A 25,599-nucleotide genomic window follows, 5' to 3' on the forward strand; every position below is an offset into this window, starting at 1 on the left:
GTAAAGCGGCGCCTTTGAAGCGCCTGCAAAATTGCGCGAAGGGTCGTATTGCCGACAGGATTGGAATTTTGCAACTGCGAGAAGCGTAGCAAAATTTCATCCGCGCCAAGAATTACGCTTTGACGCGGGATTCCGTAGAGGAAATTCGTATGCCTACTCAGGCTTTCCGACGCGGCTGAGCTTGTCGAGCGCGCTGCGCAGCTCGGCCTGCGGGTCGGACAGCGGATCGGAGGCGCGCGCTTCGGGCGCTTCGCGGTCGGCTTCACGGCGCAGGAACGCGATTACCGGGTCGGTTTCTTCGGCCGGAGCGGTCGGCGTGCCGCGCGCCGATTCGAGCGCAGCGGACAGGCGCTGCGTCAACGCGTCGAGCGGCAAGTCGCCAAGCGCCTCGGTCACCGGGGGCGGGGGCGCATCGGCTGTCTCCGCGGAGGCCGGCGGCGCTTCGGGTTGATTTTCGACGGGCGGGTAGCTGTCATCCCAATCGGCCGTGCTGTCTTCGGGCCATTCTTCGCCCACAGCCTCTGCCTCGCGTTCGACAGGTTCATCCTCGGCCACTTGGCCAACAGCAGCAAAGGGGTCGTAGAGCGCGTCATCGGTATCATCTTCAGAAGCGGGGATCGGGTCCTCGACCTCGTCCACCTCTTCGAATACCGCGTCTTCGGGCTCGCGCGGGGTGCTGTCGGCGGCAACAGGCGGTGCAGGAAGGGGAGCGTCGTCGCCCATCTCCTCGCGCCACAGCTCCATCAGGGCGCTGTCCTCGTCTTCGCTCAGACCAAGCGGTCCGGCTTCGGCTGGTTCAGGCTCACCTTCGGGCTCGGCACCAATGCCTTCTTCCTCCATGTCCTCGAGAGGGTTGAAGGGGCGGCGCGGGCCGGGATCGGGCGCAATGTCCTGTTCGGTGGAATCGTCGTCATCGAGCCAGACGCCGGCAAGGTCGTCCGCCTCTTCGTCTTCGTGGTTTTCGGCATCGGCGTCGTTGAGCGCGGCCACACGCATGGCAAGCACCAGGCCGATGGCGAGGCCGAGCGCGGCAGCCAGTGCCGACAGGACCAGGCGCAGCGCGCTCGCGTCAAACATGTCCCCAAGGCCCAGCGCTCCGGCGATCGCCTGGTGGACGCCGGCGGGCATGACGAACAGGCCAAGGCCAAGGAGCAGCGCGAACCACGCGCCGACACCCCAGCGAAACGCCGGGTGGCTGCTGATTGAGGCTTTGCGCGTCTTGCTCATGCGTCCATCATAACTGCGGGTGCGAACCGCCTAGGCGGCTGCGCTGGACGTTCCGTCTAGCAGCTTTTGGTAAACGGCCCGATAACGATCAATATTGCGTGCCCAGTCATGGCTTTGCGCGACATGGGCACGGCCCGCCTCGCGCAAGGCGGGCCAGTTCTCGCGCGCGTCGATGAAGCCAGCAAGGGCAGAGGCGATGCACGCCGGGTCGTCAGGCGGGAACAGCAGTCCGGTCTTGCCGTCTTCGATCAGCTCCCGGTGGCCGCCGACATCGCTAGCGGCGACGATCCGCTTCTGCGCCATCGCCTCGAGCGGCTTCAGCGGCGTGACGAGATCGGTGAGGCGCGATTTCTTGCGCGGATAGGCGAGCACATCGACGAGCGAATAGTACCGCTCGACCTCGCTATGCGGCACACGGCCGGTGAAGACGATGGCCTGAGCTGCCGAGGAATTCGCGGCCTGCGCGCGCAGCGCTTCGTCCATCGGGCCACCGCCCACCAGCAGCAATTGGGCGCCCGGATGCCGTGCACGCAGAGCGGGCATGGCGGCGATAAGGTCGTCGAGCCCCTCGTAATCGTAGAAGCTGCCGATGAAGCCAATAACCGGCCCTCCCCCGATGCCGATCTCCGCGGCGAGAGCGTCGTCGCGCTCGGGCGGTTCGCCGAACAGGGTGAGGTCCACGCCGTTGGGCGACAGGCCGATCTTGCGCCCGTCATGGCCGCGCGCGACGAGGTCGCTGCGCAGGCCCTCGCAAATGGTGAACACGGCGTCCGCCCGCGCGACGACCCGGTCTTCCAGCGCGCGCGTGAGGCGGTATTTGAGCGAGCCTTCGCTGCCTGCCCCGTTGCCCACCGCGGCATCTTCCCAGAAGGCGCGAATCTCGTAGACGAAGGGCAGGCCAAGCCGTTTGGCCGCGCGGGCCCCCGCCATGCCGCACAGGGCGGGCGAGTGGGCGTGGAGGATATCGGGGCGCCATTCCTGTGCGAGCCGCTCGATACCGGCGCGCAGCGCTTCGATCTCGCGCCATTCGCGCAGGCCCACCGGGCCCGTCGGTTCGCCGGGGACGCGGTGGAAGGTCAGGCCCTCGACCGTTTCGGTCGGGGGGCCTTCTGCCAGGTGGCGCGCGCCGGTGATCCCGCGCACTTCGATCCCGGACGCCTGCAGGCTTTTCAGGATCGCGCGCGTGCGAAAGGTGTAGCCGCTGTGGAGCGGTAGCGAATGGTCGAGGATATGCAGGACACGGGTCATGGCAGATGCGCTTTGACACATTACGCTTAACGGCGCGTCAACCGCGTTGCATTAGGAGGCCTGCGAAGGAAAGCATCGCCCTTGATTGATTATCTCGCCCTTGGACTGACTCACGCGCTGATCCTGATCGCCTTGCTGCGGATCCTTCCGCGCGACGCGCTCGATCGCGAGGATCCGCTGGCGGACACCGCGCCTGATGCCCCGGTCCCAACCAAGCGCGAGGCCCGCCGGGCCCGGCGGGCGCGCAAGGGAGACGGCGATGCTTGACCTCGCGCTGTTCCTCACAGTCATGGGCATGTTCCTGCTTGGGCTAAGGCGCCCGTTCATCTGGGTGCTCGCCTATCTCTACATCGACATCCTCGCCCCCCAGAAGATCGGCTGGACGCTGACGCCGATGTTCCCGATCTCGCTGATCGCCTTCCTGCTGGCCTTTGCCGGCTGGGCGATTTCCGACCCCAAGGCGGAGACGAAATTCACGCTTCGCCAGGGCATCATGGGCGTGCTGCTCGTCTATTGCTTCATGACGCTGCAATGGGCGGATTTTCCTGAGAATGCGCAGGACAAGTGGGAATGGGTCTGGAAGGCGCTGGTCTTTGCGATTTTCCTGCCGTTCACGCTGATCACCCGCCTCAGGATCGAAGCCGCGGCGCTGATCCTCGTGCTGACTGCGGGGGCCATCATCATCGCAGCCGGTCTCAAGACCGCGCTCGGCGGGGGCGGCTACGGCAGCCTCTATTTCTTCGTGAACGACAATTCGAACATCTACGAAAGTTCGACGCTCGCCACGGTTGCGATCGCGCTTATCCCGATCATCCTGTGGTTCACCAAGCATGGGTCGATCTTCCCACCCGACTGGAGGGTGAAAACCTTTGCCGGCCTGCTCATCTTTGCCTGCCTGCTGATCCCGGTGGGGACCGAGGCGCGCACCGGCCTGCTGTGTATCGCTGTGCTTGGCGTGCTGATGCTGCGCGATGTGAAGAACCGCATCATGTATGTGATGGCCGCAGGGGCGCTGGGCGTGATGGCGCTGCCCTTCCTTCCGGCAAGCTATTACGAGCGCATGGCGACGCTCGGTTCGGTCCAGTCCGACCAATCCGCCTCCACTCGCATGCAGGTGTGGGAATGGACGCTCGACTACGCCGCGGAACGGCCGCTCGGTGGCGGCTTCGATGCCTACCGGTCGAACGAGTTTACCTATCGCATGCCCGTCACGCGCGAAGAAGGCGGGGCGCTCGTCACCGAGATCCAGGATGTGACCGACAAGTCGCGTGCCTATCACTCCTCCTTCTTTGAAATGCTTGGCGAGCAGGGCTGGCCGGGCTTGATCCTGTGGGTGAGCCTGCACCTGATAGGCCTCATCCAGATGGAGCGTATCCGGCGCGGCTGGCGGGGCCGGGAAAGTCCGGCCGAACAATGGCAGGGCCCGCTGGCGAGCGCCTTGCAGTTCTCGAACATCATCTATCTGGTCGGCGCGACCTTCCAGGGGATCGCCTACCAGCCTGTCTTCCTGGTGCTGATCGGCCTGCAGATTGCGCTGTCGACCTATTGCTCGAAACGCGAATCGGCGAAGGCCGAAGCGGACCGCAAAGCAGCGCGTGAGGCCCGCCGCGCCGCGGCTGCAGGCAAGCCCGCCATGCCGTAACGGCACGCTTCGCGCGGTTGCGAAGCCCCTCTCCATGCGCCATGAGTCGCCCCGCACCGCGCGGCCGGAGTCGCGCGAACCGTACGATTTTCGTGAGAGGAGAGGCAGTATGAGCCCGCAGGAACTGGCCGAAAAGGTCGGCGAACACATCGGCACCAGCGAATGGGTCGAGATGAGCCAGGAACGCATTAACCAGTTCGCGGACGCCACCGGCGACCACCAGTTCATCCACATCAACGAAGAAGCCGCCAAGATGACGCCGTTCGGCGGCACGATCGCGCACGGCTTCCTCACGCTGTCGATGATCCCCTATCTCGGCGCCCAGTCGGACATGCCCAAGATCGACGGCGTGAAAATGGGCGTGAACTACGGCGGCAACAAGACCCGCTTCATCTCGCCGGTTCGCAGCGGCAAGCGCATCCGCGGCCACTGGAAGCTGGTCGAAATGATCGAGAAGCGCCCCGGCCAGTGGCAGCAGACCAGCGAGATCACGATGGAGATCGAAGGCGAGGAAAAGCCCGCCCTCATCACCGAGTGGATCACCCAGCTTTTCGTCTGATTTCCCCCTCCTCCCCGGCGAGGATCAGGCACACTTAGCAATCCAAGGAATTACCCATGCGTGACGCAGTCATCGTCTCCACCGCCCGCACCGCCATCGGCCGTGCGTACAAGGGCGGCTTCAACGACACCAAGGGCCCGACGCTCGGCGCCTACTCGCTCAAGCCCGCCATCGAGCGCGCCGGCATCGACGCCGGCGAAATCGACGACGTGCTGTGGGGCGCTGCACTCCAGCAGGGCACCCAGGCCGGCAACCTCGGCCGCCAGGTCGCGCTGCGCGCCGGTTGCCCGATCGGCACCAGCGGCATGACGATCGACCGCCAGTGCTCCTCGGGCCTGATGACGATCGCGACCGCTGCCAAGCAGATCATCACCGACCGCATGGATGTGGTCGCCGCCGGTGGCCAGGAAAGCATTTCGCTGGTCCAGACCAAGGAAATGCGCGTCATGCCCGACCCCGAGCTGGTCGCCATGCATGGCGCGATCTACATGCCGATGCTGCAGACTGCCGAAACGGTCGCCCAGCGTTACGGCATCAGCCGCGAAGCACAGGACGAATACGGCCTCCAGTCGCAGCAGCGCACCGCCGCCGCCCAGGAAGCCGGCAAGTTCGACGACGAAATCGTCCCCGTGACCACCACCCACAAGGTGCAGAACAAGGAAACGGGCGAGATTTCGGACGTCGAAGTCACCATCGCCAAGGACGAGGGCAACCGCCCCTCGACCACGCTCGAAGGCCTTGCCGGCCTGCAGCCGGTCATGGGTCCGGGCACGACGATCACCGCCGGTAACGCTTCGCAGCTGTCGGACGGTTCGTCGGCCAGCATCCTCATGGAAGCCAAGGTCGCCGAACAGAAAGGCCTCGAGCCGCTCGGCCGCTATGTCGGCATGGCGGTTGCAGGGACCGAGCCCGACGAAATGGGCATCGGCCCGGTGTTCGCCATTCCCAAGCTGCTCAAGCGTTTCGACCTCAAGGTCGAGGACATCGGCCTGTGGGAGCTGAACGAAGCTTTCGCCGTCCAGGTGCTTTACTGCCGTGACAAGCTCGGCATCGACAACGACATCCTCAACGTCAACGGCGGCTCGATCTCGATTGGCCACCCCTACGGCATGACCGGCGCGCGCTGCGTCGGCCACACGCTGATCGAAGGCAAGCGCCGCGGCGCCAAGTACGGCGTCGTCACCATGTGTGTCGGCGGCGGCATGGGCGCAGCGGGTCTCTTCGAGATCTTCTAAGCCTTACAACGCCGCTCCTCTGCTCCAGGTCCGGCGACGCTGGCCTGCGGCGGTTGAGTGCAGCAGCTGATGTGGTACCCCCGGAAGCACGGCGCATTTTCGCGTCGGTACTTCCGGGGGTTTCTCATGCGTGCTGCCTTTCTTCGCCTGCTCGTCGCCGTCCTGGCACTGGGTATCCCCGGTGCGGCGAGCGCCAATCCGCAGCTTGCGCTGATCCCCGGCGCGCGCGCCAACATGGAGGTCCTGCCTACCGAGCGCGTGCGTGGCGAGGCCTTCGCATACGATCACGCCGTGACGATCGCCCTGCCGGCAAGCTATGCCGTCCAGCCCGAGGCCCGCTATCCTGTCATCTGGGTTCTGGACGATCCGCTCATGACGCGAACGGTCGTTGCGACGGTCGATCTCCTGGTCAGCGGCAACATGATGCCTGAGGCGATTGTCATCGGGGTGGGCAGTCCGTCCGAGGAGGGGCTGGCCGGTGTTGGGCGAAGGATTGTCGAGTTCTCCCCGCCGGGTGAAGGGTTCGCGGCTCCTGGCCTCAACGCCGAAGCCATGGCCACCGTTGCGCCCTTCCCGCCCTATCCGCATCGTGCGGATGAGTTCCTTGCGTTTCTGATCGATGAGCTGAGGCCCCAGTTGGCCGCCCGGTACCGCTTCGCCGACGACCACATCCTGCACGGCCATTCGCTTGGCGGATTGCTTGCCGGCTATGCGCTTTTCTCGCGGCCCGAGGCCTTCGACCGCATGATTATCGGCTCGCCTGCGATGGCTAACGTCGACGACGCGGTCTTCAAGGCAGAAGAGGCCTTCGCGAGCACCGGCCGCGACTTGCCGGTTGAGCTTTACGTCGGCGCAGGCGGAGAAGAGGGCAATGGATGGTTCCTGAATGTAGGCGGCATCCTCACTGGGACGACTCGTTTCATCGAGCGCCTGCAACTGCGCGGCTATGAGGGCCTGACCCTGCGAAGCCAATTCTACACAGGGGAAAACCACTACACCGTCGTGCCGCGCATCCTGAGTGATGCCCTGCGTCATTTCTATCGCGAGCAGGCGGCCGGCAGTTCGTCCACCTGGCCCCAGCGCCCCTGATGGGCAATCCGTCGCCGTTGCCTCCGGAGCGGGGGCGAAGGACATCCTTAAGTAGAGTAGAAATTCGGTTATGACCCACAGATGGCCCGCACTCGATTTCGCCGCCAACCAGCCGGTCATCGAAAGCCTTCACGCTTACCTGCAAGTCGTCGGCAAGCTGCCCACCCGCGCGCTGCCCTGGTGCAACCATAGCTGGCACCTGGCGCTGCGCGTCGTGCCGCGCGGGTTCCGGAGCTATCCGGTGCTGTTTCCCGGCGGGGAAGCCGAAGTCATCGTTGACTGCCTCAGCTCGGCGGTGGCGGTCGAAACCTCCACCGGATTTGCCGACGGCTTCGAGATTACCGGGCAGACGGTCCAGCGTTTCCACGAACAGCTCTCGGAATTGCTTGCGCTCGCCGGGGTGGAAACCTCCGTCTCCGGCGCGCCCAACGAGGTCGAGGAGGCGGTCCTCTTCGCCGAGGATACGCGCGAGCGCGCCTGGGACATCGCGACTCTTGCCCGCATCCATCGCGCGTTTTCGGATGTGAACCGAGTCTTCGAGCGCTTCCGGACCGGCTTCGTTGGCAAGTCGAGCCCGAGCCACCTGTTCTGGGGCAGCTTCGACCTCGCCGTAACGCGCTTCTCCGGAGATGAGGCTCCGCTGCATCCCGGCGGCTTTCCCAACCTGCCGGATGCGGTGACACGCGAAGCCTATAGCCACGCGGTCGCGAGCGCGGGTTTCTGGCTCGGCGGTGGCGGCGTCGAGGAAGCGGCCTTCTACGCCTATGGCTACCCGACGCCTGACGCCCTTAGCGAGGCAGAGGTCGCTCCTCCCGAGACCTATTGGCACACCGATCTGGGCGAATTCGTGCTGCCCTATGCAGCCGTGCGCGCATCGGAGGATCCCGAAGGCGCGCTGATGGACTTCCTCCAGAGCACCTATGCAGCTGTTGCAGACCGTGGGGGTTGGGACCGCGAGGCGCTCGAAATCCCGCTCGGCGGATTCGGTGAGCCTTACGATGTCGAGGCGCACCGCAGTCGCTGACTTGCCTAAGTCGTTCCAAAGGCGCAGGTTCGCGCCATGGGGATCATGGAAATCATCGGGATAGCGGGCAGCGTCAGCCTCCTGGCTGGCTGGCGGCTCTACCTGTGCATCTTCGCAACCGGGCTGGCGATGCGGCTCGATGCCATTCCCATTCCCGAACATCTCGCCAGCCTCGCGGTGCTCGAAAACCCGTGGGTCATGGGCATTGCCGCGATCGGCGCGCTGGCCGAATTCTTCGCCGACAAGGTCATGTGGCTCGATAGCGCCTGGGACACGGTGCACACCCTGATCCGGCCCATCGGCGGCGCGCTGCTGGCGCTGGCGATTGTCGACCCGTCCGACCCGGCGACGCAGGTCGTGGCGTTCCTGCTGGGCGGCGGGGCAAGCTTCCTCGCCCATGGCGGCAAGGCCAGCGCGCGGGCGGTGGTGAACACCAGCCCCGAACCGGTGAGCAACGCGGTGGTCTCCACCGGCGAGGATATCGCGACGGTGGGCCTGCTCTGGCTGGCCTATGAATACCCGGTCGCGGCCGCCGGCGTCGCCCTCGTGCTGTTGGCGCTGGTGATCGGATTGCTGCTGGTGGCGCGCCGGATCATCAAACGCGTGTTCTTCCGCGCGCCCAAGACGCCAACCCCGCAATAGGCGTGACCCTTCCTTGAAACCCCTCGACAGGCGCAATTAGTTCGCATACGGACTAAATGCGATGTCCGCCCCCCGCATCCTCCACCTGCTGCAAATGGCCCACAGCGCGCTGTTCCGCGCGAGCGACCTGGCGCTGCGCGAACACTACGCGATCGGCACCGCGCAGCAGGCCGTGCTGTTCATGCTGAGGGGCGAGGACGGCGCCCCGATCTCGCGGCTCGCGAAGCAGCTTGGCATGGGCAAGTCGGGCCTCACCGGCATGATCGACCGGATGGAAAGCGCAGGGCTGGTGCGGCGCGAGCCCAATCCGGACGATGCCCGCAGTTTCCTTGTCTTCCTCGAACCGCGCGGCTGCCAGCTGTCGGAGGCCACCCTGCCGACCACCCGCCGCGTCAACGCGGCTCTGCTCGAGCCTTTCGACGCGGCCGAACGCGCCACCATCGAACGCTTCCTGCGCCGCGTTGCGCACGAATCCCCCGCCCTCGTTGCCGAAGCTGCGGCGAGCGATGCCCCATCCCAAGACCCCAAACGGAGCCTACCCCAGTCATGACCCAGCACGTCCGCATTGCGACCGAGGACCGCGTCACCACGGTTACCCTCACCCGCCCGGAAAAGAAGAACGCCATCACGCAGGCGATGTACGGCGAGATGGCCGAAGCCATCCGCGCCTATGGCGCGGGCGACGAGGCGCGCGCCTTCGTGATTACGGGCGAGGGCGACTACTTCACCTCAGGCAACGACCTGCAGGATTTCGCGCGCGGTTCCTCCAGCGACAGCAAACCGCCCGTAGTCCAGTTCCTCGAGGCGGTTTCGACCTGCGAGAAACCCCTCATTGCCGCCGTCAATGGACCGGCCATCGGTGTCGGCCTCACCATGCTGCTCCATTGCGACCTCGTCTTTGCCGCCGAAAGCGCAACGCTGAGCGCGCCCTTCGTGAAGCTCGGCCTCGTGCCGGAAGCCGCCTCTTCGCTGTTGCTGCCCGAAGCGGTCGGACAGGCCGTGGCGAACGACATTTTCCTCACTGGCCGCGCACTGACGGCAGACGAGGCGCTGAAGTTCGGGCTCGTGTCCCGTGTCTATACCGATGGCGAGCTGCAGGGGGCGGTGGACGAGGTCGCCCGCCTCGTGGCCGGGTCGGCTCCCAATGCGGTCAAACGCACCAAGTCGCTCGTACGCGACCGTCACGAGGCGATCGCTGCGCAGATGCAGCGCGAAGGCGCGCTATTTGCGGACCAGCTCGCCTCGCCCGACTTTGCCGAATGCGTGGCGGCCATGATGCAAAAGCGCGCGCCGGTCTTCGCCTGACCCGCGTCACGGGCGCGCAATTACAGCGCGCCCGGCTGGCGGCCTAGCCGTGAGCGGCGATGAAGTCCTCGACCACCGGGGCGATCTTCTCGCGCCAGCGGCTACCGTTGAAGATGCCGTAATGGCCGGCGCCTTCCGCCATGTAATAGCGCTTCTTCTCCTCCGCGAGGCGCGGAGTGAGGTCGAGTGCCGCCTTGGTCTGGCCGAGGCCGGAAATGTCGTCGCGCTCGCCTTCGATCGCGAGCAGGGCGGTTTCGGTGATGTCGCCCAGATCGATCCGCTTGCCGCGGTGCATGAAGGTGCCGTTGGGCAGGGCGTGGTCCTGAAACACCTCCTGCACGGTCTGGAGGTAGAATTCCGCGGTCATGTCGCAGACGCTGCGGTATTCGTCGTAGAAATCCTTGGTCGCCTGCGCGCTGTCCTGGTCGCCGATCGTGAGGTGTTTGAACATCTCGTAGTGGCTCATCATGTGGTTGCCGAGGTTCATGGTCATGAACCCAGCGAGCTGCATGAAGCCGGGGTACACCTGCCGTCCGCCGCCGCGATACTGCATCGGCACGGTCGCGATCACATTGTGGCGGAACCACTCGATCGGGCGTTCCATGGCAAGATCGTTCACGCTGGTGGGCGAGCAGCGCGTGTCGATCGGGCCGCCCATCATGGTCAGCGTCTTCGGCGTGCACGGATGCCCGTCGCGATTCATAATCGCGGTCGCAGCAAAGACCGGGACGGAAGGCTGGCACACAGCCATCACGTTAGCGCCCGGACCGATGTGTTCGAGGAAGGCGATCACGTAATCCATGTAATCGTCGAGATCGAAGGTGCCCTCGTGCAGCGGCACGGTCTTGGCATCGGCCCAGTCGGTTACGAACACGCGGTAGTTTTCGAGCATCCGTTCGACGGTGCCGCGCAGCAGCGTGGCGTAGTGGCCGCTCATCGGCGCAACGACCAGCAGGCGCGGCGCGTCTTCGGGCAGGCTCTCGCGGTAGAACTCCTTGAGGTCGCCGAACGGGCGGTTGACCACCGTCGATTCGACCACCGGATCGCTCTTTCCGCCGACTTCGACGCTTTCGATACCCCAGGCCGGCTTGCCGTAGCTGGCCGTTGCGTGCGCGAAGACTTCAAGGGCGCTTGCCGCCATCGGGCCGATATTCATGTAGCCCATCGGGCCGACGTAATTCATCGGATTCGCCGGATTGCTGAGCATCTCCACCCCGATTGAGGCGAAGGCGCTGGCGGAATTCAGCCAGCTGCGCTGGAGCTCGTAGGCGTGGTAAAGCAATGCGTATCCCCTGCTGGTCCGGCCTGTTGTTGTTCTGTGGTCCGGACGAAAGACGGGTATCCTGACAAGCGAACGTGTCTTGTGCAATGCACAAATGCGCTAATTGTGCCTTCGCGTGTGCAGCACTGTGGATTTTCCGCGCGCGCGCACCTAGTGGCAGAGTATGGCAGACACGGACGGGACCGAGAACGAGGCGCGCGGCCGCTTCGGGCGCAAGCGAGGGGCAATGGACGCCCCGCGCGAACGCTCGCTGCGCCCGCTCAAAATGGTGTGGCAGGCGGGCAAGAACTATCCCGGCCATGTCGCCATGGCGATTCTCGCCCTGATCATCACCGCAGCCGCCACGCTGGCCATCCCGGCCGGCTTCAAGCTGGTCATCGACCGCGGCTTTGCCGAGGGTGCAGACCCGGAAAACATGGGCCGCTGGTTCCGCTACCTGCTGATGATCGTCGGGGTGCTGTCTGTCGGCACCGCGATGCGGTTCTATTTCGTGAGCTGGCTGGGTGAGCGCGTGGTCGCGGACATCCGCCTCAAGGTTCAGGAAAACCTGCTGCGCCTTGCGCCGGGCTTTTATGAAGAGAACAGCCCCAAGGAAATCTCCAGCCGCATGACCAGCGACACCGCGCTGATCGAGCAGGTCGTCGGGACCACCGTCTCGGTCGCGCTGCGCAACACGCTGATGGCCATCGGCGGGAGCGCCTATCTCTTCTGGCTCGTCCCGGGGCTGACGCTTGGCCTGCTGCTGATCATCCCGGCTATCGTCATTCCGATCACCCTGTTCGGACGCCGGTTGCGCAAGGTCTCGCGCACCAGCCAGGACCGGGTTGCCGATATTGGCGCGATGGTCACCGAAGTGCTCTCCGCGATGAAGATCGTGCAGGGCTTCAACCAGGAAAGCCGCGAGCACGGAAGGTTCGAGGAAGCGGTCGAACGCACCTTCACTGTTGCGAAACGCCGCGTCATCATCCGTGCGGCCATGACTGCCGTCGTCATCCTGCTGGTTTTCGGCGGCATCACCCTGCTCGTCTGGCGCGGGGCGCAGGCGGTGAGCGAAGGCGTGATTTCGGGCGGTACGATTGCCGCCTTCGTGCTCACCTCCGGGCTCGTTGCCGGTGCGATCGGCGCGCTTACCGAGGTCTATGGCGACCTCCTGCGCGGAGCAGGCGCGGCCAGCCGCCTGTCCGAGCTGCTCGAGGAAAAGCCCGCGATCACCGCCCCCGAACGCCCGCAGGCCCTGCCCACACCGCCGCGCGGCAGCCTGTCGTTCCGCAACGTGACCTTCCGCTATCCCACGCGGCTCGAAGCCGCGGCGATCACCGATTTCAGCCTCGAAGTCGAACCGGGCGAGACGGTCGCCATCGTCGGCCCCTCGGGCGCGGGCAAATCGACCATCTTCCAGCTTGCCGAGCGGTTCTACGACCCGCAGGCCGGCTCGATCCGGCTCGACGGTATTCCGCTGACCAGCGCCGACCCTTCGCAGGTCCGCCAGCGCATGGCCTACGTCCCGCAGGAAGGCGTGCTGTTCAGCGCCAACGCGCGCGACAACCTACGTTACGGCAATTGGGACGCGAGCGACGAGGACATCTGGGCTGCCGCACGCGCTGCCAACGCGGCCGAGTTCCTCGAAAAGCTGCCGCAGGGCCTCGATACCTATCTCGGCGAAAGCGGCACGCAGCTCTCTGGCGGCCAGCGCCAGCGTATTGCGATTGCCCGTGCGCTGCTGCGCGATGCGCCCATCCTGCTACTCGACGAGGCGACGAGCGCGCTCGATGCGGAAAGCGAACGCCTTGTGCAGGACGCGCTCGAACAGCTGATGGAAAAGCGCACCACGCTGGTGATTGCGCACCGCTTGTCCACCGTCCGCGCGGCCGACCGGATTGTCGTGATGGACGACGGGCGCATCGCCGAACAGGGCACGCATGACGCGCTGACCGCCAACGGCGGGCTCTACGCGCGCCTTGCTTCGCTGCAGTTCGGGCTTGAAAGCGCCTGACCTCCCGGTACTCCTCTCTCAAATCTCCTGGGGCCCCACCGAAATGAACGACTACCTGACTGCGATCTTCCTCGGCATCGTCGAAGGACTGACCGAGTTTATCCCGGTGTCTTCCACCGGGCACCTGATCCTCGCCACGGAACTGTCGGGGGCCGATCCCGACGAATGGGCGATGTTCAACGTGGTGATCCAGCTCGGGGCGATCCTGGCAGTGGTGTACCAGTATTGGGGCACCTTCTGGTCGGCCGGCATGGGCGTGCTGAAGCGCGAACGCGAAGGCCTGATGTTCGCCCGCAACATCCTCCTCGGTTTCCTGCCCAGCGCCGTGATCGGCTTTGCGCTCTATGAGAATTTCGAAGCAATGCTCGGCAACCCGGGGATCGTGCCCTGGGCGCTGATCGCAGGCGGTATCGCGATCATCGTGATCGAACGCGTGGCGAAGCCCAATGACGAAGGGCGCGGCGTAGCCGACCTTCCGGCAGCGCAGGTGCTCGGCGTCGGGTTCGCCCAGTGCCTCGCCATGGTGCCCGGCGTTAGCCGTTCGGGCGCGACGATCATGGGCGCGCTGGCCATGGGCATCAACCGCAAGACGGCCGCCGAATTCAGCTTCTTCCTCGCTGTCCCTACCATGGTCGGGGCAAGCACGCTGGAGATCTTCACCAAGTACGACGAGATGATGGCCGGAGCAACACGCGTCGGCTGGGACGAGATCGCCATCGGCTTCGTCGTCAGCTTCATCGTCGCGCTGTTCGTCATTCGCGCCTTCGTGGCCTTCGTCAGCCGCAGCGGGTTCACGCCCTTTGCCTGGTACCGGATCGTGGCCGGCACCGCTGCGCTGCTGTGGCTGAGCTTCACCTGATCTCTCTCCGATGAGCAAATCCGCTGGCAGACAAATGGCGCCCTTGCGGAACCTTTGGCTGCCTGCGGATTTTCCCTGAGTGTACGAGAATACGTAAGGCACGAAACGATGGGTCTATTGATACTGATTGTGGTGGGCGCCCTTCTGGGGTGGCTGGCTACGATCATCCTGCGGATAGAAGACGGGCGCAGCATCGCGTTCAACACGGGTGCCGGCATTGCCGGCACCGTCGTGACCGGGCTTGTCGTCGGCACGGGCGCCATCCTTGGTTCGATCAGCGGGGCCACGCTCCTGTGGTCCGTGGTCGGCGCGCTCGTCACGATTGCGCTTTTCAATCTTATCCGCCGGCACGCCTTTTCGGCCTGAGGACGCTTACCAGACTTTGGGGAAGAGCGCAGGATTGGCCTGCGTCTCATATTCAAGGGGAATACAAATGAAGTTCAACAAGCTCACTCTCGTGGCTTCGGCCGCCGCCCTCAGCCTTGGCGTCGCCGCATGCGACAGCCCGGCCGAAGAAGCTGCTGAAGAGCAGGCAGAAGCCATGGAAGACACCGCTGACGCCATGGAAGACGCCGGCGAAATCACCGACGAACAGGCCGACGCCATGGAAGCCGAAGCCGACGACATCGAAGACGCAGCAGAAGGCGACACCGATGCGCTGACCGAAGGCGTGGAAGAAGCCGTCAACTAAGACGCTTTTCACAAGACAATCTAAGGCGGTCCGGAAGCAATTCCGGGCCGCTTTTGTTTTGCGGATTAAAAGGTGGTCGGAAAAGCGTTTGGAACAGACTCGCCGCAGGCCCGTTGACCACAATATTGCCGCAATTCGAAAACGCGGCATTCGAACACAAAAGGGGAATACACATGAAGTTCAACAAGCTCACCATCGTCGCTTCGGCCGCCGCTCTCAGCCTTGGCGTTGCCGCCTGCGACGGCCCGACCGAAGAAGCCATGGAAGACCAGGCCGAAGCCATGGAAACCGCCATGGAAAATGAAGCGGACGCGATGGAAGACGCCGGCATGGAAGCCGAAGCGGACGCCATGAACGAAGCGGCCGATGACGTCGAAGACCAGATGGAAGCCGCTGCCGATACGGTTGGCGAGGAAATGGACGGCAACGAGATGTAATCTCAGGTCTGCCAGACCACTTCCAATGCAAGGGCGGTGCCGGAGCGATCCGGCGCCGCCCTTTCGCATTCCTAGACGGGATCGGCGCCCGATCCGCGTCCGCCGCGCAGCGTGTATTCGAGCGTGCCGCGGTTCACCACATAGTCGACGTCGATCACCGCTGTGTTGGCATAGGTGAAGCCAGCGCCGAGGTTCTTGTAGAGCCGGTCGAAATCGCGCTCGACCGTCTGGCGGTAGAGGTCCTCGAAGCTCTCGATCACGAAATAGGTCGGCTGCAGATCGCTGATTACGTAATCGGTGCGCATAACGCGGTCGACGTTGAGCATGATGCGGTTGGGGCTCTCGGCCTCAGTCGCATAGACCACTTCGGTCGGGCCGGAGAGGATGCCCGCGCCATAGGCCTTGATGCCGTCCTCTTCCTCGATCAGTCCGAACTCGACCGTGTACCAGTAGAGCGATCCCAGCGCTTTTAAGCGGTTGTAGCGCATCGCCTTCCACCCGGCGCGGCCGTATTCCTGCATGTAATCGGCATAGACCGGGTCGGTCAGCATCGGCACGTGGCCGAAGACATCGTGGAAGACATCGGGCTCCTGGATGTAGTCGAAGGTCTCGCGCGTGCGGATGAAATTGCCCGCCGGAAAGCGCCGGTTGGCGAGGTGCCAGAAGAACACGTGATCGGGAATCAACATGGGCACGGGCACCACGCTCCAGCCCGTCAGAGCGTTCAGATCCTCCGAAAGCTTGCCGAATTCGGGCACGCCGCCGCGGTTGAGGTTGAGCTTTTGCAGGCCTGCCATGAAGGCACTCGCCGCGCGGCCGGGCAGTACGCCCATCTGCCGTTCGAAAAGATCGTTCCAGATCGCGTCGTCTTCGCTCGAATACTCGGTCTGCTTCGGCTCGAGCCAGTCGTCGCCGACGTGGGGCGGCTTCTTCAGCGGCGCGGTGAAAACCTCTGCCGGAAGGTCGGGCAGGCGGGTAAAGTCCTGTTCGGGTTCTGCAATGGTAGCCATATCGTGGGCGCTGATACTATGATCGGCGCAAAGCTACAAATGAGGGGACCACAAAGGCATGAAGCGCAAGGAATACGAAGCGGCGATGGAGCCGCTGCGCGAGGAACTGGTCGCCATGGCGCGGTGGGCGCGCACGAGCGGAGAGCGGATCGTCGTGCTGTTCGAAGGGCGCGACACGGCAGGCAAGGGCGGCGCGATCCGCGCGGTTTCGGAAAAGCTCAACCCGCGCCAGTGCCATATCGTCGCGCTCGCCAAGCCGACCGAGGCCGAGCAAAGCCAGTGGTACTTCCAGCGCTACGCCCAGCACCTGCCGAGCGCCGGCGAGATCGTGCTGTTCGATCGCAGCTGGTACAACCGGGCCGGCGTCGAGAAGGTCATGGGCTATGCCGACGATGCACAGGTCGAGCTGTTCCTGAAGCAGGCGCCGACCTTCGAACGGATGCTGGTCGATGACGGGATCCACCTGTTCAAATACTGGCTGACGACCGACCAGGCGCAGCAGGAAGAACGCCTGCGCGAGAGGCTGGAAGACCCCCTGAAGCGCTGGAAGCTCTCGCCGATCGACCTCGCCGCGCGCGACAAGTACGACGCCTACACCGATGCGCGCGAAGCCATGCTGGCAGCGACCCATACGACCCACGCCCCGTGGACGCTGGTCGATTTCAACGACCAGAAACGCGGCCGGCTGACGCTGGTGCGCGACCTGCTCGACCGCCTGCCGGATACCCGTGTCGCGCCTCCCGAGATCGATTTTCCCGAGCTTGGCCGTGAACCGAAGGCGGAGCGCTATTCGGTGCTGGACCCGATTGCGGATTACCCGCTGGATTAGGCGAGGCTGGCCGAGGCCTTCGTCACCTGGCGCCCGTCAGAGACAAAGGCACCGATCTCGATTCCCTCGCCCTCGCTGCGCAGCACGAGGTGGAGCGGCTCTCCGGCCACCGCCGGGCTGACCCCGCGGAAGGCGAAGCTCGCCAGGCGGTTCTCGCCAAAGCGCTCGGCTGCGAGCTGCAGCAGCAGGCTGGCGGTCAGCGGTCCGTGGACGACGAGCCCGCGGTAGCGTTCGGCATCGCGCGCATAGGGCGCATCGTAATGGATGCGGTGGGTGTTAAAGGTCAGCGCCGAATAGCGAAACAACAGCCGCTCGTCGGGACGGATCTCGCGGTGTGTGTCCCAATCTCCCGGATCGAAGCGGCCCTCGCCCAAGTCGGGCGGCGACAAGGGGGCGTCCGCGCCCATGGCTTCGAGATAGACCAGCGTCTGCCGCTCGCTTACCGCAGGCGTGCCGTCGGCGCTCGTCTTGTGGTCGACCTCGACGAAGACCATATCGCCGCGGCTGCCGGACTTCGCCTCGACCGAGGCGACGCGGCTCACCCGCTCGATCTCCGCACCGATCGCGATGGGCGCAAGGAACTGCATGGCGCTTGATGCCCACATGCGGCGGGGGAGCGGCACGGGCGGCAGGAAGCTTGCCGGGCTGTCGTCGCGCGAAGGATGGCCGTCTTCGCCCAGCTGTCCGGTCCGCGCCTCGGGCGTGCAGAGGCACAGGTGGATACCTTGCGGCATGGCTTCACCGGCCGGAGCATCGCGGTCGAAGGTCGCGCACCATCGCGCGGCGAGCGCGGGGTCGAGCCGGTCGGCACTGCGCTGCTCGCGCCCGATCCAGTCCGACCAGTCCTGCGCCATCAGGCGGCGCGCTCGAACACGGCGGCCATGCCCTGGCCGCCGCCGATGCACATGGTCTCGAGGCCGTAGCGCACTTCGCGGCGCTGCATCTCATGTGCCATGTCGGCAAGGATGCGGATGCCGGTCGCGCCGATGGGATGGCCGAGCGAGATGCCCGAGCCGTTGACGTTGACCAGCTCGCGGCGGCTGTCGTCCCCGGCGAAGCCCCAGCCCTTGAGCACGGCGAGCGCCTGCGGGGCGAAGGCTTCGTTGAGTTCGATCAGGCCGATATCGTCCCAGCCCATGCCGTTGCGGGCGAACAGGCGCTCCACCGCCGGGACCGGGCCAATGCCCATGCGGCTGGGATCGCAGCCCGCCGCGCTCCAGGAATGGAACCACAGGATCGGTTCGAGACCCAGCTCCTCGACCTTCTCTTCGGCGACGACGAGGCAGGCCGCGGCAGCGTCGTTCTGCTGGCTGGCATTGCCTGCCGTCACGATGGCGTCGGGATCGCGCTTCAAGTCGATCGCGCGAAGCTTGCCGAGCGTCTCCATGCTCGCATCGGCGCGGTAGCCTTCGTCCTTGTCGAACACGACCGGATCGCCGCGACGCTGCGGGATTTCGACCGGGACCAGCTGGTCGTCGAACTTGCCTTCCTCCCAGGCGCGCGCGGCGTTCTGGTGGCTGCGCACCGCGAAGGCGTCGGCCTCCTCGCGGGTGATATCATAATCCTTGGCGAGGTTCTCGGCCGTCTCGATCATGCCGGTGATGATGCCGTAGCGCTCGATCGGCTGGCTCATCAGCCGGCCGCGCGTCAGGCGGTCCCACAGCTGCATGTCGCCCATGCGCGCGCCGTGGCGCGCAGCCGTAGTGTAGTGTTCGACGTTGGACATGCTTTCCACGCCCCCCGCCAGCACGCAGTCGGCAACGCCGGTCTGGACCATCATCGCTGCCGTCGCGACCGCCTGCAGGCCCGATCCGCAGCGCCGGTCGAGCTGGAAGCCGGGCACTTCCTCGGGATATCCGGCGGCAAGCCAGCTCCAGTGGCCGATGGCGGGCGCTTCGCCGCTGCCGTAACCTTGCGAGAACACGACGTCGTCGACGCGCGCGGGGTCCACGCCGCTACGCTCGACCAGCGCCTTGATAATGATGGCGCCAAGCTGTCCCGCCTCAAGCGGGGCAAGGGTGCCGAGGAAGCGCCCGACGGGGGTACGCAGGGGCTTGCAGATGGCTACGCGGCGGTGTGACGTCATGGGTCTAGTCCTTGTCGGAGAGGCGGGCGATGCCGCGATCGACGAGATCGCCGATGGCACCGGAAGCAAGTCCAAGGCGCTCCGCGAGCACCTCTTCGGTGTGCTGGCCGAGATAGGGGGCCGGCGCGGGATCGCCCACTGCGCGGTCCGGAATGTTCGCGAAGCTGCGCGTCGCCGGGTATTCGAAGCCGCTGGGGTTCGCGGGCGAGGGGCCGAAGAGGGGATTGTCCATCACCAGTTCGGCGTCGTTCGCTGCTTCATGCATGGTGCGGTAGCGTTCGAAGGTGGTGCCCTTGGCCGCAAGGCGGGCGGACAGCTCGGCCCAGTCGAGCGCTTCGGCGCGGGCCTGGAACAGCTCGAACAGGCGATGCCGGTTCTCGAAGCGCGGGCGATCCCCTTCGGCGAACTGCACGCCGAGCTCGCTTTCGAGCGCGGCGATGTCTTCGCCCAGATCAAAGGCGGCGACGAGCCCGTCCCACTGCTTTGGCGTCAGGGCGGCGACCATGAACCGCACCCCGTCGCGGCTGCGGAAATCGCGCCCGAAGGCGCCCCAGATCGCGTTGCCGAGCCGCTCCCGATCGGCGCCGCGGTAGCGCATTTCCGCCAGCGCGCCGCTGTTGGCCATGGTGCCGATGGCGACATCGCCCAGAGGCACGCGGATCTCTGCGCCCTGCCCCGTGGCGTCACGCTGCCGCAGCCCCGCAAGGAGGGCGAAGGCGCAATAGGCGCCGGTGATGAAATCCCATGCTGGCAGCACCTGGTTTACCGGCGGGGCGGTTTCGAGCGGCCATTCCTCTGGCCCGCACATCAACGGGTAGCCTGAGGCCGCGTTGACGGTGAAATCCATCGCCTGACGCCCGTCGTGCCAGCCCATGATGCGCACGCTGACAAGGTCGGGTGCGCCTTCGGGTTGCCGCGATGCAATGGCGTCATGCGCGAGGAAGCTCTTCTCCGGCAGGTTGGTGATGAGATTGCCGGTCCTCGCCGCCAGTTCCACAAGCAGCTCGCGCCCTTCGCCGCTGCGCAGGTCGAGCGCGACCGATTTCTTGGCGCGGTTGAGGTTCTCCCAACTGAGCGAGCGCCCTCCCTTGGTGAGCATGTAGCGGTCGTAATCGAGGCCGCCCGCCTTGTGGTCGACGCGAATGACCTCGGCACCCATCTGCGCGCAGTAGAGGCCCGCCGTGGGCGAAGCGACGAAGCTCGAGGCTTCGATGATCGAGAGGTCGCCTAGGAGATTATACAAGGGTCAGACGCTCGCAGCGTATTCGCGGAGCATGTGCTTGGCGATCTGCAGTTGGAGGATCTGCGTCGTGCCCTCGTAGATGCGGTAGATGCGCGCATCGCGGAAGAAGCGTTCGGCGTCGTATTCGGCGAGGTAACCCGCGCCGCCGTAGACCTGCACCACGCGGTCGACCACGCGGCCGCACATTTCGGAAGCGAAGACCTTGAAGGCGGCGGCGTGCTTGACCGTGTTCTCGCCCCGGTCGACCCGCGCCGTCACGTCCGCCATCATCGCTTCGGCGGCGTAGATTTCGGTCCAGCTGTCGGCCAGCATCTGCTGGATCAGCTGGAAGTTCGCGATCGGTTCACCAAAGGCCTGCCGCTCGTTGGCATATTTGATCGCGCTGTCGAGCGCGCGGCGGGCATAGCCGGTGCTGGCCGCGCCAACCGAAATGCGCCCGTTGTCGAGGCTCATCATGGCGAAGCGGAAGCCCTTGCCAGTCTCGCCGCCGAGCAACGCTTCGCCCGGCACATGCACATCGTCGAGCATGACGTCGGAGATATGGCTACCCGACTGGCCCATCTTGTGGTCGGGGCTGCCGGTTGACACGCCCGGCGTATCCATCGGCACGATGAAGGCGCTGACATGCGCGTTCTTGGGCAGCGCCTCTTTCTCCGTGCGCGCCATGATCAGGCCGACTTCGGCGTGCGGCGCGTTGGTGATGTAGCGCTTGGTCCCGTTGAGGATCCAGCCGTTGCCATCGGGATCGGGCTTGGCGGTGGTCGCCATGGCCGCGCTGTCGCTGCCCGAACCCGGCTCGGTGAGGCCGAAGCAGGCGATCGCCCCTTCGGCGATCCTGGGCCACCATTCGGCCTTCTGCGCGTCGGTGCCGCCGTTCTTGATGGCGGAGTTGAACATGCCGACATTGATCGAGAAGATCGAACGGTAGGCGGGTGCGGCATAGGCCATGGTCTTCACGACCTGGGCGTACTGTGTGCAATTGAGACCCGCGCCGCCGAATTCCTCTGGCACGGTCAGGCCGAACAGGCCCATCTCCTTCATCTCCGACACGATCTCGTCGGGGATCTTGTCGTTGGCGATGACGTCCTTTTCCGCCGGGATCAGCCGCTCGCGCACATAGCGGTCGAGCTGCTCGATGAACTGGTCGAAGACCTCGGCGTCCATGCCGGGGTTGGCGGTGGCGGCTTCACTCATTCGGACGTCTCTCCCGTCGCGTTCTGTGTGTCTTGCTGTGTGTCTTCGCCGAACACGCCTTCGGGCATTTGCCGCTCGTCAATGATCGCGGCTGCGTCATCGAGCGCTTCCGCTTCGCTTTGCGTGATGCCGTCGATAGGTTGCGGCTCATCGCTGTCGGAGCAGGCCGGCAGCAGGGCGAAAGCCGCGCAAACGAGGGCGAGTCGGGTCATGGGACAAGGCTAGGCCGGACCGGCGCGCGCGCAAAGGACCTTACGGCGAGGCCGGATTGCGGGGCGAGCGGACGTCCGCCCGCCCCTGCCGGTCAGTTGCCCATGTCTTCAGCCATGGCGTCCATGGCAGCCGCCGCGGTGTCGGCAGCCGCGTCGCCGGCTTCCTGGATCTGTGCCTGCTCGCTGGGCGCCATGGTCTCTTCGTCGGCGGCGCCGTCATCGGCGTTCGCTTCGGCGTCTTCCACCGGCTCGGCCTCAACGCCTTCCAGTGCGTCTTCGGCGACGACTTCAACGCTTTCGGCTTCGGCTTCGGTCGAGGCGTCGTCGGCGCTGCCACAGGCGGCCAGAGCGGCGGTGGCGGCAACGGTCAGGGCAATACGGAATTTCATGGTCGGTCTCCCTCTTCAAATCTCCGGTGCGGGGGTAAAGCGCAAGCCGAGGGCGCTCGGCAAGGGGAAAATCGCGCGGCGGCGGTTGCGCGCGCGGGCAGCTCTGGCATCAGGCAGCGGATGAGCGGTACCGTGGGCGCCCTGGAAGCACTCAAGAGCATATTCGGCTTCGACGCCTTTCGCGGGCGCCAGGCCGATGTGGTTGCGCGCGTGCTCGGCGGGCAATCGACCCTCGCGGTCATGCCAACAGGCGCCGGCAAGTCGCTCACCTACCAACTGCCTGCGGTGACCTTGCACGGCACCTGCGTCGTCATCAGCCCGCTGATCGCGCTAATGCACGACCAGCTGCGCAGCGCACGGGCAAACGGCATTCGCGCCGCCACGCTGACCAGCGCGGACGCCGATTGGCGCGAGACGCAGGACGCGTTTCGGGCAGGCGAACTCGATCTTCTTTATGTCGCGCCCGAACGCGCCAGCCAGCCAGCCTTTCGCGAGTTTCTCACTGCCGCGCCGCTGTGCCTCTTCGCCATCGACGAGGCGCATTGCGTGTCCGAATGGGGGCATGATTTCCGGCCCGATTACCGGATGCTGCGCGGGTTGCTCGACAGCTTTCCCGGCGTGCCGCGCCTGGCGCTTACCGCGACTGCCGACCGGCAAACGCGCGCCGATGTCCTGGCCCAGCTCGGCATACCTGAGGACGGGCTGGTGCTGGCCGGGTTCGACCGGCCGAACATCCGCTACGCGATCCGCCACCGCGACAACCCGGTGCGCCAGCTCACCAGCCTGATGGCGAGCGAGCCGGGCCCGGGCATCGTCTACGCGCCGACCCGCCGCAAGGTGGAAGACCTCGCCGACAAGCTTGCCGCAGCAACCGGTCGCCCCGTGCTGCCCTATCACGCCGGTCTCGATCCCAAGACGCGCGCGGCGAACCAGGCGGCCTTCGTCGCCAGCGAGGACATGGTGATCGTGGCGACGGTTGCCTTCGGCATGGGCATCGACAAGCCCGATGTGCGCTTTGTCGCCCATGTCGGCGTGCCCAAGTCGATCGAGGGCTATTACCAGGAAACGGGCCGCGCGGGCCGCGATGGCGACCCGGCGCAGGCGGTGATGTTCTGGGGCGCCGGCGATTTCGCCACCGCGCGCCAGCGGCTGGCCGAAGTGGACGAGGCCCGGCGCGGGGCCGAACGCGCGCGGCTCGATGCGCTGGCAGGCCTTGTCGAGACCGCCCAGTGCCGCCGCGCGATCCTGCTGCGCCATTTCGGCGAGGACCCGCCCGGCACCTGCGGCAATTGCGACACCTGTCTCGAGCCACCCGAGGTAACCGACGCCACCGAGCTTGCGCGCAAGCTGCTTTCGGCGGTTTACCGCACGGGCCAGAGCTTCGGCATGGGCCATTTGCAGAAAGTGCTAACCGGCAGCGAGGACGAACGCGTGCGCCAGCGCGGCCACGATCGGCTGAGCGTGTTCGGTATTGTCGAGGGCGAGGAGGCGCGCCTGCTCCAGCCCTTGTCGCGCGCGTTGCAGGCGCGCGGTGACCTGGTGGCGACCGAGCATGGCGGGCTGGCACTGGGCGGGTCGGCGCGCGAAATCCTCAAGGGCGACAGCGCGGTGGCGATCGTCGTGCCGCCCAAGCGCCAGCGGCGCGGACGCCGCGGCGACGCGACGCCCAATCCGGTGGGGAATCCGCTGTTCGAGGCCCTGCGCGCGCTGCGCAAGGAGCTGGCCGAAGAAGCGCAGGTCCCGCCCTATGTCATCTTCCACGATTCGACCCTGCGCGAGATGACCGAGGCGCGCCCCGCCAGCTTGCGCGAACTGGGCGGCCTGCCCGGTATCGGGGCCAAGAAGCTCGAAGCCTATGGAGAGCAGTTCCTGCGCGTCATCGGCCAATATTGACTCTTTCACCCCTGCGATATAAAAGTGATATCACAATTATATCGAAAGGAGCGGCGGTGATGTCGGTCGAACTCAAGGGAATGAAGCGCAGCGAGGAGCGCGCGGGAAACAGCTTCAGCGGCTATCCCATGCTGCTGGCGATCCTGGTGCTGCTGGTTTTCGTCGTGTGGAACATGACCGGCAATCTGCCGCCCGACGGGGCGGAGAAGATCGTCAAGCTGGGCTTCGTCGGCGCGATCGTGCTGCCGATACTGGTGCTCGCTTTCCTGTCGGCGGGCTTCTTCATGATCCAGCCCAACCAGGCGGCGGTGATTACGCTGTTCGGCGAGTATCGCGGAACCGAGCGCCGCGAAGGCCTTCGCTGGGTGTGGCCGTGGATGGGCAAGAACAAGATCTCGGTGCGCGCGCACAACATCCATTCCGAGCGGGTGAAGATCAACGATCTGCGCGGCAACCCGATCGAGATCGCCTGCAACGTCGTGTGGCGCGTCGCCGATACGGCGCAGGCGAGCTTCGATGTCGACGACTACAAGGAGTTCGTGAACATCCAGATCGAGGCGGGCCTGCGCACGGTCGGCTCGCGCCATCCCTATGACGATTTCGAGAACGAGGAGGTCACGCTGCGCGGCAGTGCCGACGTCATCAACCGCGAACTGCTCGAGGAGCTGAACGACCGCCTCAAGGTCGCTGGGATCCTGGTGGACGAGGCAGGGCTCACCCACCTCGCCTATGCCAGCGAGATCGCCAGCGCGATGCTCAAGCGCCAACAGGCCGATGCGATCATCGCCGCGCGCGCCAAGATCGTGCTCGGCGCGGTCGGCATGGTCGAGGATGCGCTGACCAAGCTGTCGCAGGACGGCATTGTCGACATGGACGACGAACGGCGTGCGGCCATGGTCTCGAACCTGATGGTCGTGCTGTGCGGCGACAAGGAAGCGCATCCGGTCGTCAACACCGGTTCGCTCTACTGACCGAAGCGCAAGCGCTGCCATGAGCAAGAAGAAGGCCTTTGCCCTGCGACTCGATCCGGCGGTCCATGCCGCGGTCGAGCGGCTGGCCGCGGCCGAATTGCGCAGCGCCAACGCCCAGATCGAAATGCTGCTGCGCGAAGCGCTGGCCAGGCGCAGCATCGACCTGCCGGCCAGCGCGCCGCCCAAGCGCGGGCGGCCGAAGAAGGGAGACTGACGTGACCCCTGAGACGCACGACACAGCCTGGTTCGCGCCAAAGCGTTATGGCTACGGATCGGGCCTGCCGATCGCCTGGCAGGGCTGGGCGCTCATGATCGGGTACGTCCTGGTGGTGATCGCCGCTGCGCAGTTCATCGCCTGGGATGAAGAGGTGGGCTGGATCGCCTTCATCGCCCTGTTCGTGCCCGCGACCGCCGCCTTTCTCTATATCACCGCGATGAAGACGCGCGGCGGCTGGCGCTGGCGGTGGGGGGAAGAGGACTAGCCGGGACCTCCCTTGGCTGACCTTAGGCCGTTGTTAACCATAAGCCCCTAGGGTTTC

The 25,599-nt window shown here is 65.5% G+C and carries 29 protein-coding genes; 19 read left to right on the forward strand and 10 right to left on the reverse strand.

From position 1 onward, the window contains the following. Positions 1–153: 153 nt before the first annotated feature. The gene (locus KUV82_RS01670) at positions 154–1,227 is read right to left on the reverse strand and encodes a hypothetical protein (RefSeq protein WP_219955181.1); all 1,074 of its coding nucleotides are present in this window, start codon (positions 1,225–1,227) and stop codon (positions 154–156) included. Between the two features lie 30 nt (positions 1,228–1,257). Continuing rightward, positions 1,258–2,475, reverse strand: a complete 1,218-nt coding sequence (locus KUV82_RS01675; RefSeq protein WP_219955182.1) for a TIGR04063 family PEP-CTERM/XrtA system glycosyltransferase — start codon at positions 2,473–2,475, stop codon at positions 1,258–1,260. Positions 2,476–2,556: 81 nt separating this feature from the next. On the opposite strand from KUV82_RS01675, the gene KUV82_RS01680 reads away from it, so the two are divergent. The 9 genes from KUV82_RS01680 to KUV82_RS01720 all read left to right on the forward strand — a co-directional run bounded on the left by KUV82_RS01680 (position 2,557) and on the right by KUV82_RS01720 (position 9,971). After that, a complete protein-coding gene (locus KUV82_RS01680; protein WP_219955183.1) occupies positions 2,557–2,742 on the forward strand; it encodes a hypothetical protein in 186 nt (61 codons plus the stop codon). Then, positions 2,735–4,117, forward strand: coding sequence for a DUF5935 domain-containing protein (locus KUV82_RS01685; protein ID WP_219955184.1), 1,383 nt, complete (start codon positions 2,735–2,737; stop codon positions 4,115–4,117). Before KUV82_RS01680 ends, KUV82_RS01685 begins: the two co-directional genes overlap by 8 nt. Positions 4,118–4,226: 109 nt before the next feature. Beyond that, entirely contained in the window at positions 4,227–4,676 is a 450-nt protein-coding gene (locus tag KUV82_RS01690; RefSeq protein WP_219955185.1) for a MaoC family dehydratase, read from the forward strand. Between the two features lie 56 nt (positions 4,677–4,732). Continuing rightward, positions 4,733–5,911, forward strand: coding sequence for an acetyl-CoA C-acyltransferase (locus tag KUV82_RS01695; protein WP_219955186.1), 1,179 nt, complete (start codon positions 4,733–4,735; stop codon positions 5,909–5,911). Between the two features lie 57 nt (positions 5,912–5,968). Then, a complete protein-coding gene (locus KUV82_RS01700; RefSeq protein ID WP_219955187.1) occupies positions 5,969–7,000 on the forward strand; it encodes an alpha/beta hydrolase in 1,032 nt (343 codons plus the stop codon). 70 nt (positions 7,001–7,070) lie between these two features. Next, complete coding sequence (locus KUV82_RS01705; protein WP_219955188.1) at positions 7,071–8,024, forward strand: DUF5996 family protein; 954 nt, start codon at positions 7,071–7,073, stop codon at positions 8,022–8,024. Positions 8,025–8,060: 36 nt separating this feature from the next. Continuing rightward, positions 8,061–8,666, forward strand: coding sequence for a DUF4126 domain-containing protein (locus KUV82_RS01710; protein WP_219955189.1), 606 nt, complete (start codon positions 8,061–8,063; stop codon positions 8,664–8,666). Between the two features lie 61 nt (positions 8,667–8,727). Further along, positions 8,728–9,216 carry a MarR family winged helix-turn-helix transcriptional regulator gene (locus tag KUV82_RS01715; protein WP_219955190.1) on the forward strand — a complete coding sequence of 163 codons (489 nt, stop codon included), beginning with the start codon at positions 8,728–8,730 and terminating at the stop codon, positions 9,214–9,216. Beyond that, on the forward strand, positions 9,213–9,971 hold the full coding sequence (locus KUV82_RS01720) for an enoyl-CoA hydratase (RefSeq protein ID WP_219955191.1): 759 nt from the start codon (positions 9,213–9,215) through the stop codon (positions 9,969–9,971). The genes KUV82_RS01715 and KUV82_RS01720 overlap by 4 nt, the downstream gene beginning before the upstream one ends. 43 nt (positions 9,972–10,014) lie before the next feature. Here the strand turns inward: KUV82_RS01720 and KUV82_RS01725 are convergent, their stop codons facing one another. Next, entirely contained in the window at positions 10,015–11,253 is a 1,239-nt protein-coding gene (locus KUV82_RS01725) for a polyhydroxyalkanoate depolymerase (protein ID WP_219955192.1), read from the reverse strand. A 226-nt stretch (positions 11,254–11,479) separates the two neighbouring features. Here KUV82_RS01725 and KUV82_RS01730 point away from each other — a divergent pair, with 226 nt between their 5' ends. The 5 genes from KUV82_RS01730 (at position 11,480) to KUV82_RS01750 (ending at position 15,233) form a co-directional block, all read left to right on the forward strand. Continuing rightward, on the forward strand, positions 11,480–13,246 hold the full coding sequence (locus tag KUV82_RS01730) for an ABC transporter transmembrane domain-containing protein (protein ID WP_258319909.1): 1,767 nt from the start codon (positions 11,480–11,482) through the stop codon (positions 13,244–13,246). Between the two features lie 43 nt (positions 13,247–13,289). After that, the gene (locus KUV82_RS01735) at positions 13,290–14,105 is read left to right on the forward strand and encodes an undecaprenyl-diphosphate phosphatase (RefSeq protein WP_219955194.1); all 816 of its coding nucleotides are present in this window, start codon (positions 13,290–13,292) and stop codon (positions 14,103–14,105) included. Positions 14,106–14,213: 108 nt separating this feature from the next. Continuing rightward, positions 14,214–14,471, forward strand: a complete 258-nt coding sequence (locus tag KUV82_RS01740) for a GlsB/YeaQ/YmgE family stress response membrane protein (RefSeq protein ID WP_219955195.1) — start codon at positions 14,214–14,216, stop codon at positions 14,469–14,471. A gap of 67 nt (positions 14,472–14,538) precedes the next feature. Further along, positions 14,539–14,796: a hypothetical protein gene (locus tag KUV82_RS01745; RefSeq protein WP_219955196.1), complete on the forward strand. Its 258-nt coding sequence runs from the start codon at positions 14,539–14,541 to the stop codon at positions 14,794–14,796. Positions 14,797–14,969: 173 nt separating this feature from the next. Then, the gene (locus KUV82_RS01750; RefSeq protein ID WP_219955197.1) at positions 14,970–15,233 is read left to right on the forward strand and encodes a hypothetical protein; all 264 of its coding nucleotides are present in this window, start codon (positions 14,970–14,972) and stop codon (positions 15,231–15,233) included. A 71-nt stretch (positions 15,234–15,304) separates the two neighbouring features. On the opposite strand, the gene phhA is transcribed toward KUV82_RS01750, so the two are convergent. Then, positions 15,305–16,243 (reverse strand): phenylalanine 4-monooxygenase, encoded by a 939-nt coding sequence (gene phhA, locus KUV82_RS01755; RefSeq protein ID WP_219955198.1) that lies wholly within the window; start codon positions 16,241–16,243, stop codon positions 15,305–15,307. Between the two features lie 58 nt (positions 16,244–16,301). Between phhA and ppk2 the strand changes: the two genes are divergently transcribed. Beyond that, the gene (gene ppk2, locus KUV82_RS01760) at positions 16,302–17,072 is read left to right on the forward strand and encodes a polyphosphate kinase 2 (RefSeq protein ID WP_219955199.1); all 771 of its coding nucleotides are present in this window, start codon (positions 16,302–16,304) and stop codon (positions 17,070–17,072) included. Here ppk2 and KUV82_RS01765 read toward each other — a convergent pair. From KUV82_RS01765 to KUV82_RS01790, 6 genes are all read right to left on the reverse strand, one after another. Then, on the reverse strand, positions 17,069–17,926 hold the full coding sequence (locus KUV82_RS01765; protein ID WP_219955200.1) for an FAS1-like dehydratase domain-containing protein: 858 nt from the start codon (positions 17,924–17,926) through the stop codon (positions 17,069–17,071). The two genes, ppk2 and KUV82_RS01765, sit on opposite strands and share 4 nt — an antisense overlap. After that, complete coding sequence (locus tag KUV82_RS01770) at positions 17,926–19,158, reverse strand: acetyl-CoA C-acetyltransferase (RefSeq protein ID WP_219955201.1); 1,233 nt, start codon at positions 19,156–19,158, stop codon at positions 17,926–17,928. Before KUV82_RS01770 ends, KUV82_RS01765 begins: the two co-directional genes overlap by 1 nt. A 4-nt stretch (positions 19,159–19,162) precedes the next feature. Further along, positions 19,163–20,401: a CoA transferase gene (locus KUV82_RS01775; RefSeq protein ID WP_219955202.1), complete on the reverse strand. Its 1,239-nt coding sequence runs from the start codon at positions 20,399–20,401 to the stop codon at positions 19,163–19,165. A 3-nt stretch (positions 20,402–20,404) separates the two neighbouring features. Beyond that, positions 20,405–21,595, reverse strand: coding sequence for an acyl-CoA dehydrogenase family protein (locus KUV82_RS01780; protein ID WP_258319798.1), 1,191 nt, complete (start codon positions 21,593–21,595; stop codon positions 20,405–20,407). Further along, a complete protein-coding gene (locus tag KUV82_RS01785; protein ID WP_219955203.1) occupies positions 21,592–21,807 on the reverse strand; it encodes a hypothetical protein in 216 nt (71 codons plus the stop codon). The genes KUV82_RS01780 and KUV82_RS01785 overlap by 4 nt, the downstream gene beginning before the upstream one ends. Before the next feature lie 92 nt (positions 21,808–21,899). Then, positions 21,900–22,196, reverse strand: coding sequence for a hypothetical protein (locus KUV82_RS01790; protein WP_219955204.1), 297 nt, complete (start codon positions 22,194–22,196; stop codon positions 21,900–21,902). 120 nt (positions 22,197–22,316) lie between these two features. On the opposite strand from KUV82_RS01790, the gene recQ reads away from it, so the two are divergent. From recQ to KUV82_RS01810, 4 genes are read left to right on the forward strand one after another with little or no spacing between them, the layout of a single operon-like run. Next, positions 22,317–24,089 (forward strand): DNA helicase RecQ, encoded by a 1,773-nt coding sequence (gene recQ / locus KUV82_RS01795; RefSeq protein WP_219955205.1) that lies wholly within the window; start codon positions 22,317–22,319, stop codon positions 24,087–24,089. Positions 24,090–24,148: 59 nt separating this feature from the next. Then, positions 24,149–25,060, forward strand: a complete 912-nt coding sequence (locus tag KUV82_RS01800; RefSeq protein WP_258319799.1) for an SPFH domain-containing protein — start codon at positions 24,149–24,151, stop codon at positions 25,058–25,060. A 19-nt stretch (positions 25,061–25,079) separates the two neighbouring features. Further along, positions 25,080–25,274 (forward strand): toxin-antitoxin system HicB family antitoxin, encoded by a 195-nt coding sequence (locus KUV82_RS01805; RefSeq protein WP_219955206.1) that lies wholly within the window; start codon positions 25,080–25,082, stop codon positions 25,272–25,274. A gap of 1 nt (position 25,275) precedes the next feature. Beyond that, entirely contained in the window at positions 25,276–25,542 is a 267-nt protein-coding gene (locus tag KUV82_RS01810) for a hypothetical protein (protein ID WP_219955207.1), read from the forward strand. Positions 25,543–25,599: the final 57 nt, after the last annotated feature.

Source organism: Qipengyuania flava (assembly GCF_019448255.1).
Taxonomy (GTDB): domain Bacteria; phylum Pseudomonadota; class Alphaproteobacteria; order Sphingomonadales; family Sphingomonadaceae; genus Qipengyuania; species Qipengyuania flava_A.

What these genes read in the sequence shown, in the direction of transcription:
- KUV82_RS01780 (WP_258319798.1), bottom strand. Translation starts at nt 21,595, where the DNA reads ATGAGTGAAGCCGCCACCGCCAACCCCGGCATGGACGCCGAGGTCTTC.
- ppk2 (WP_219955199.1), top strand. Translation starts at nt 16,302, where the DNA reads ATGAAGCGCAAGGAATACGAAGCGGCGATGGAGCCGCTGCGCGAGGAA.
- KUV82_RS01770 (WP_219955201.1), bottom strand. Translation starts at nt 19,158, where the DNA reads ATGACGTCACACCGCCGCGTAGCCATCTGCAAGCCCCTGCGTACCCCC.
- KUV82_RS01790 (WP_219955204.1), bottom strand. Translation starts at nt 22,196, where the DNA reads ATGAAATTCCGTATTGCCCTGACCGTTGCCGCCACCGCCGCTCTGGCC.
- KUV82_RS01710 (WP_219955189.1), top strand. Translation starts at nt 8,061, where the DNA reads ATGGGGATCATGGAAATCATCGGGATAGCGGGCAGCGTCAGCCTCCTG.
- KUV82_RS01740 (WP_219955195.1), top strand. Translation starts at nt 14,214, where the DNA reads ATGGGTCTATTGATACTGATTGTGGTGGGCGCCCTTCTGGGGTGGCTG.
- KUV82_RS01690 (WP_219955185.1), top strand. Translation starts at nt 4,227, where the DNA reads ATGAGCCCGCAGGAACTGGCCGAAAAGGTCGGCGAACACATCGGCACC.
- KUV82_RS01705 (WP_219955188.1), top strand. Translation starts at nt 7,071, where the DNA reads ATGACCCACAGATGGCCCGCACTCGATTTCGCCGCCAACCAGCCGGTC.
- recQ (WP_219955205.1), top strand. Translation starts at nt 22,317, where the DNA reads ATGAGCGGTACCGTGGGCGCCCTGGAAGCACTCAAGAGCATATTCGGC.
- KUV82_RS01670 (WP_219955181.1), bottom strand. Translation starts at nt 1,227, where the DNA reads ATGAGCAAGACGCGCAAAGCCTCAATCAGCAGCCACCCGGCGTTTCGC.
- KUV82_RS01685 (WP_219955184.1), top strand. Translation starts at nt 2,735, where the DNA reads ATGCTTGACCTCGCGCTGTTCCTCACAGTCATGGGCATGTTCCTGCTT.
- KUV82_RS01675 (WP_219955182.1), bottom strand. Translation starts at nt 2,475, where the DNA reads ATGACCCGTGTCCTGCATATCCTCGACCATTCGCTACCGCTCCACAGC.
- KUV82_RS01765 (WP_219955200.1), bottom strand. Translation starts at nt 17,926, where the DNA reads ATGGCGCAGGACTGGTCGGACTGGATCGGGCGCGAGCAGCGCAGTGCC.
- KUV82_RS01785 (WP_219955203.1), bottom strand. Translation starts at nt 21,807, where the DNA reads ATGACCCGACTCGCCCTCGTTTGCGCGGCTTTCGCCCTGCTGCCGGCC.
- KUV82_RS01745 (WP_219955196.1), top strand. Translation starts at nt 14,539, where the DNA reads ATGAAGTTCAACAAGCTCACTCTCGTGGCTTCGGCCGCCGCCCTCAGC.
- KUV82_RS01715 (WP_219955190.1), top strand. Translation starts at nt 8,728, where the DNA reads ATGTCCGCCCCCCGCATCCTCCACCTGCTGCAAATGGCCCACAGCGCG.
- KUV82_RS01750 (WP_219955197.1), top strand. Translation starts at nt 14,970, where the DNA reads ATGAAGTTCAACAAGCTCACCATCGTCGCTTCGGCCGCCGCTCTCAGC.
- KUV82_RS01695 (WP_219955186.1), top strand. Translation starts at nt 4,733, where the DNA reads ATGCGTGACGCAGTCATCGTCTCCACCGCCCGCACCGCCATCGGCCGT.
- KUV82_RS01735 (WP_219955194.1), top strand. Translation starts at nt 13,290, where the DNA reads ATGAACGACTACCTGACTGCGATCTTCCTCGGCATCGTCGAAGGACTG.
- phhA (WP_219955198.1), bottom strand. Translation starts at nt 16,243, where the DNA reads ATGGCTACCATTGCAGAACCCGAACAGGACTTTACCCGCCTGCCCGAC.
- KUV82_RS01720 (WP_219955191.1), top strand. Translation starts at nt 9,213, where the DNA reads ATGACCCAGCACGTCCGCATTGCGACCGAGGACCGCGTCACCACGGTT.
- KUV82_RS01800 (WP_258319799.1), top strand. Translation starts at nt 24,149, where the DNA reads ATGTCGGTCGAACTCAAGGGAATGAAGCGCAGCGAGGAGCGCGCGGGA.
- KUV82_RS01805 (WP_219955206.1), top strand. Translation starts at nt 25,080, where the DNA reads ATGAGCAAGAAGAAGGCCTTTGCCCTGCGACTCGATCCGGCGGTCCAT.
- KUV82_RS01730 (WP_258319909.1), top strand. Translation starts at nt 11,480, where the DNA reads ATGGACGCCCCGCGCGAACGCTCGCTGCGCCCGCTCAAAATGGTGTGG.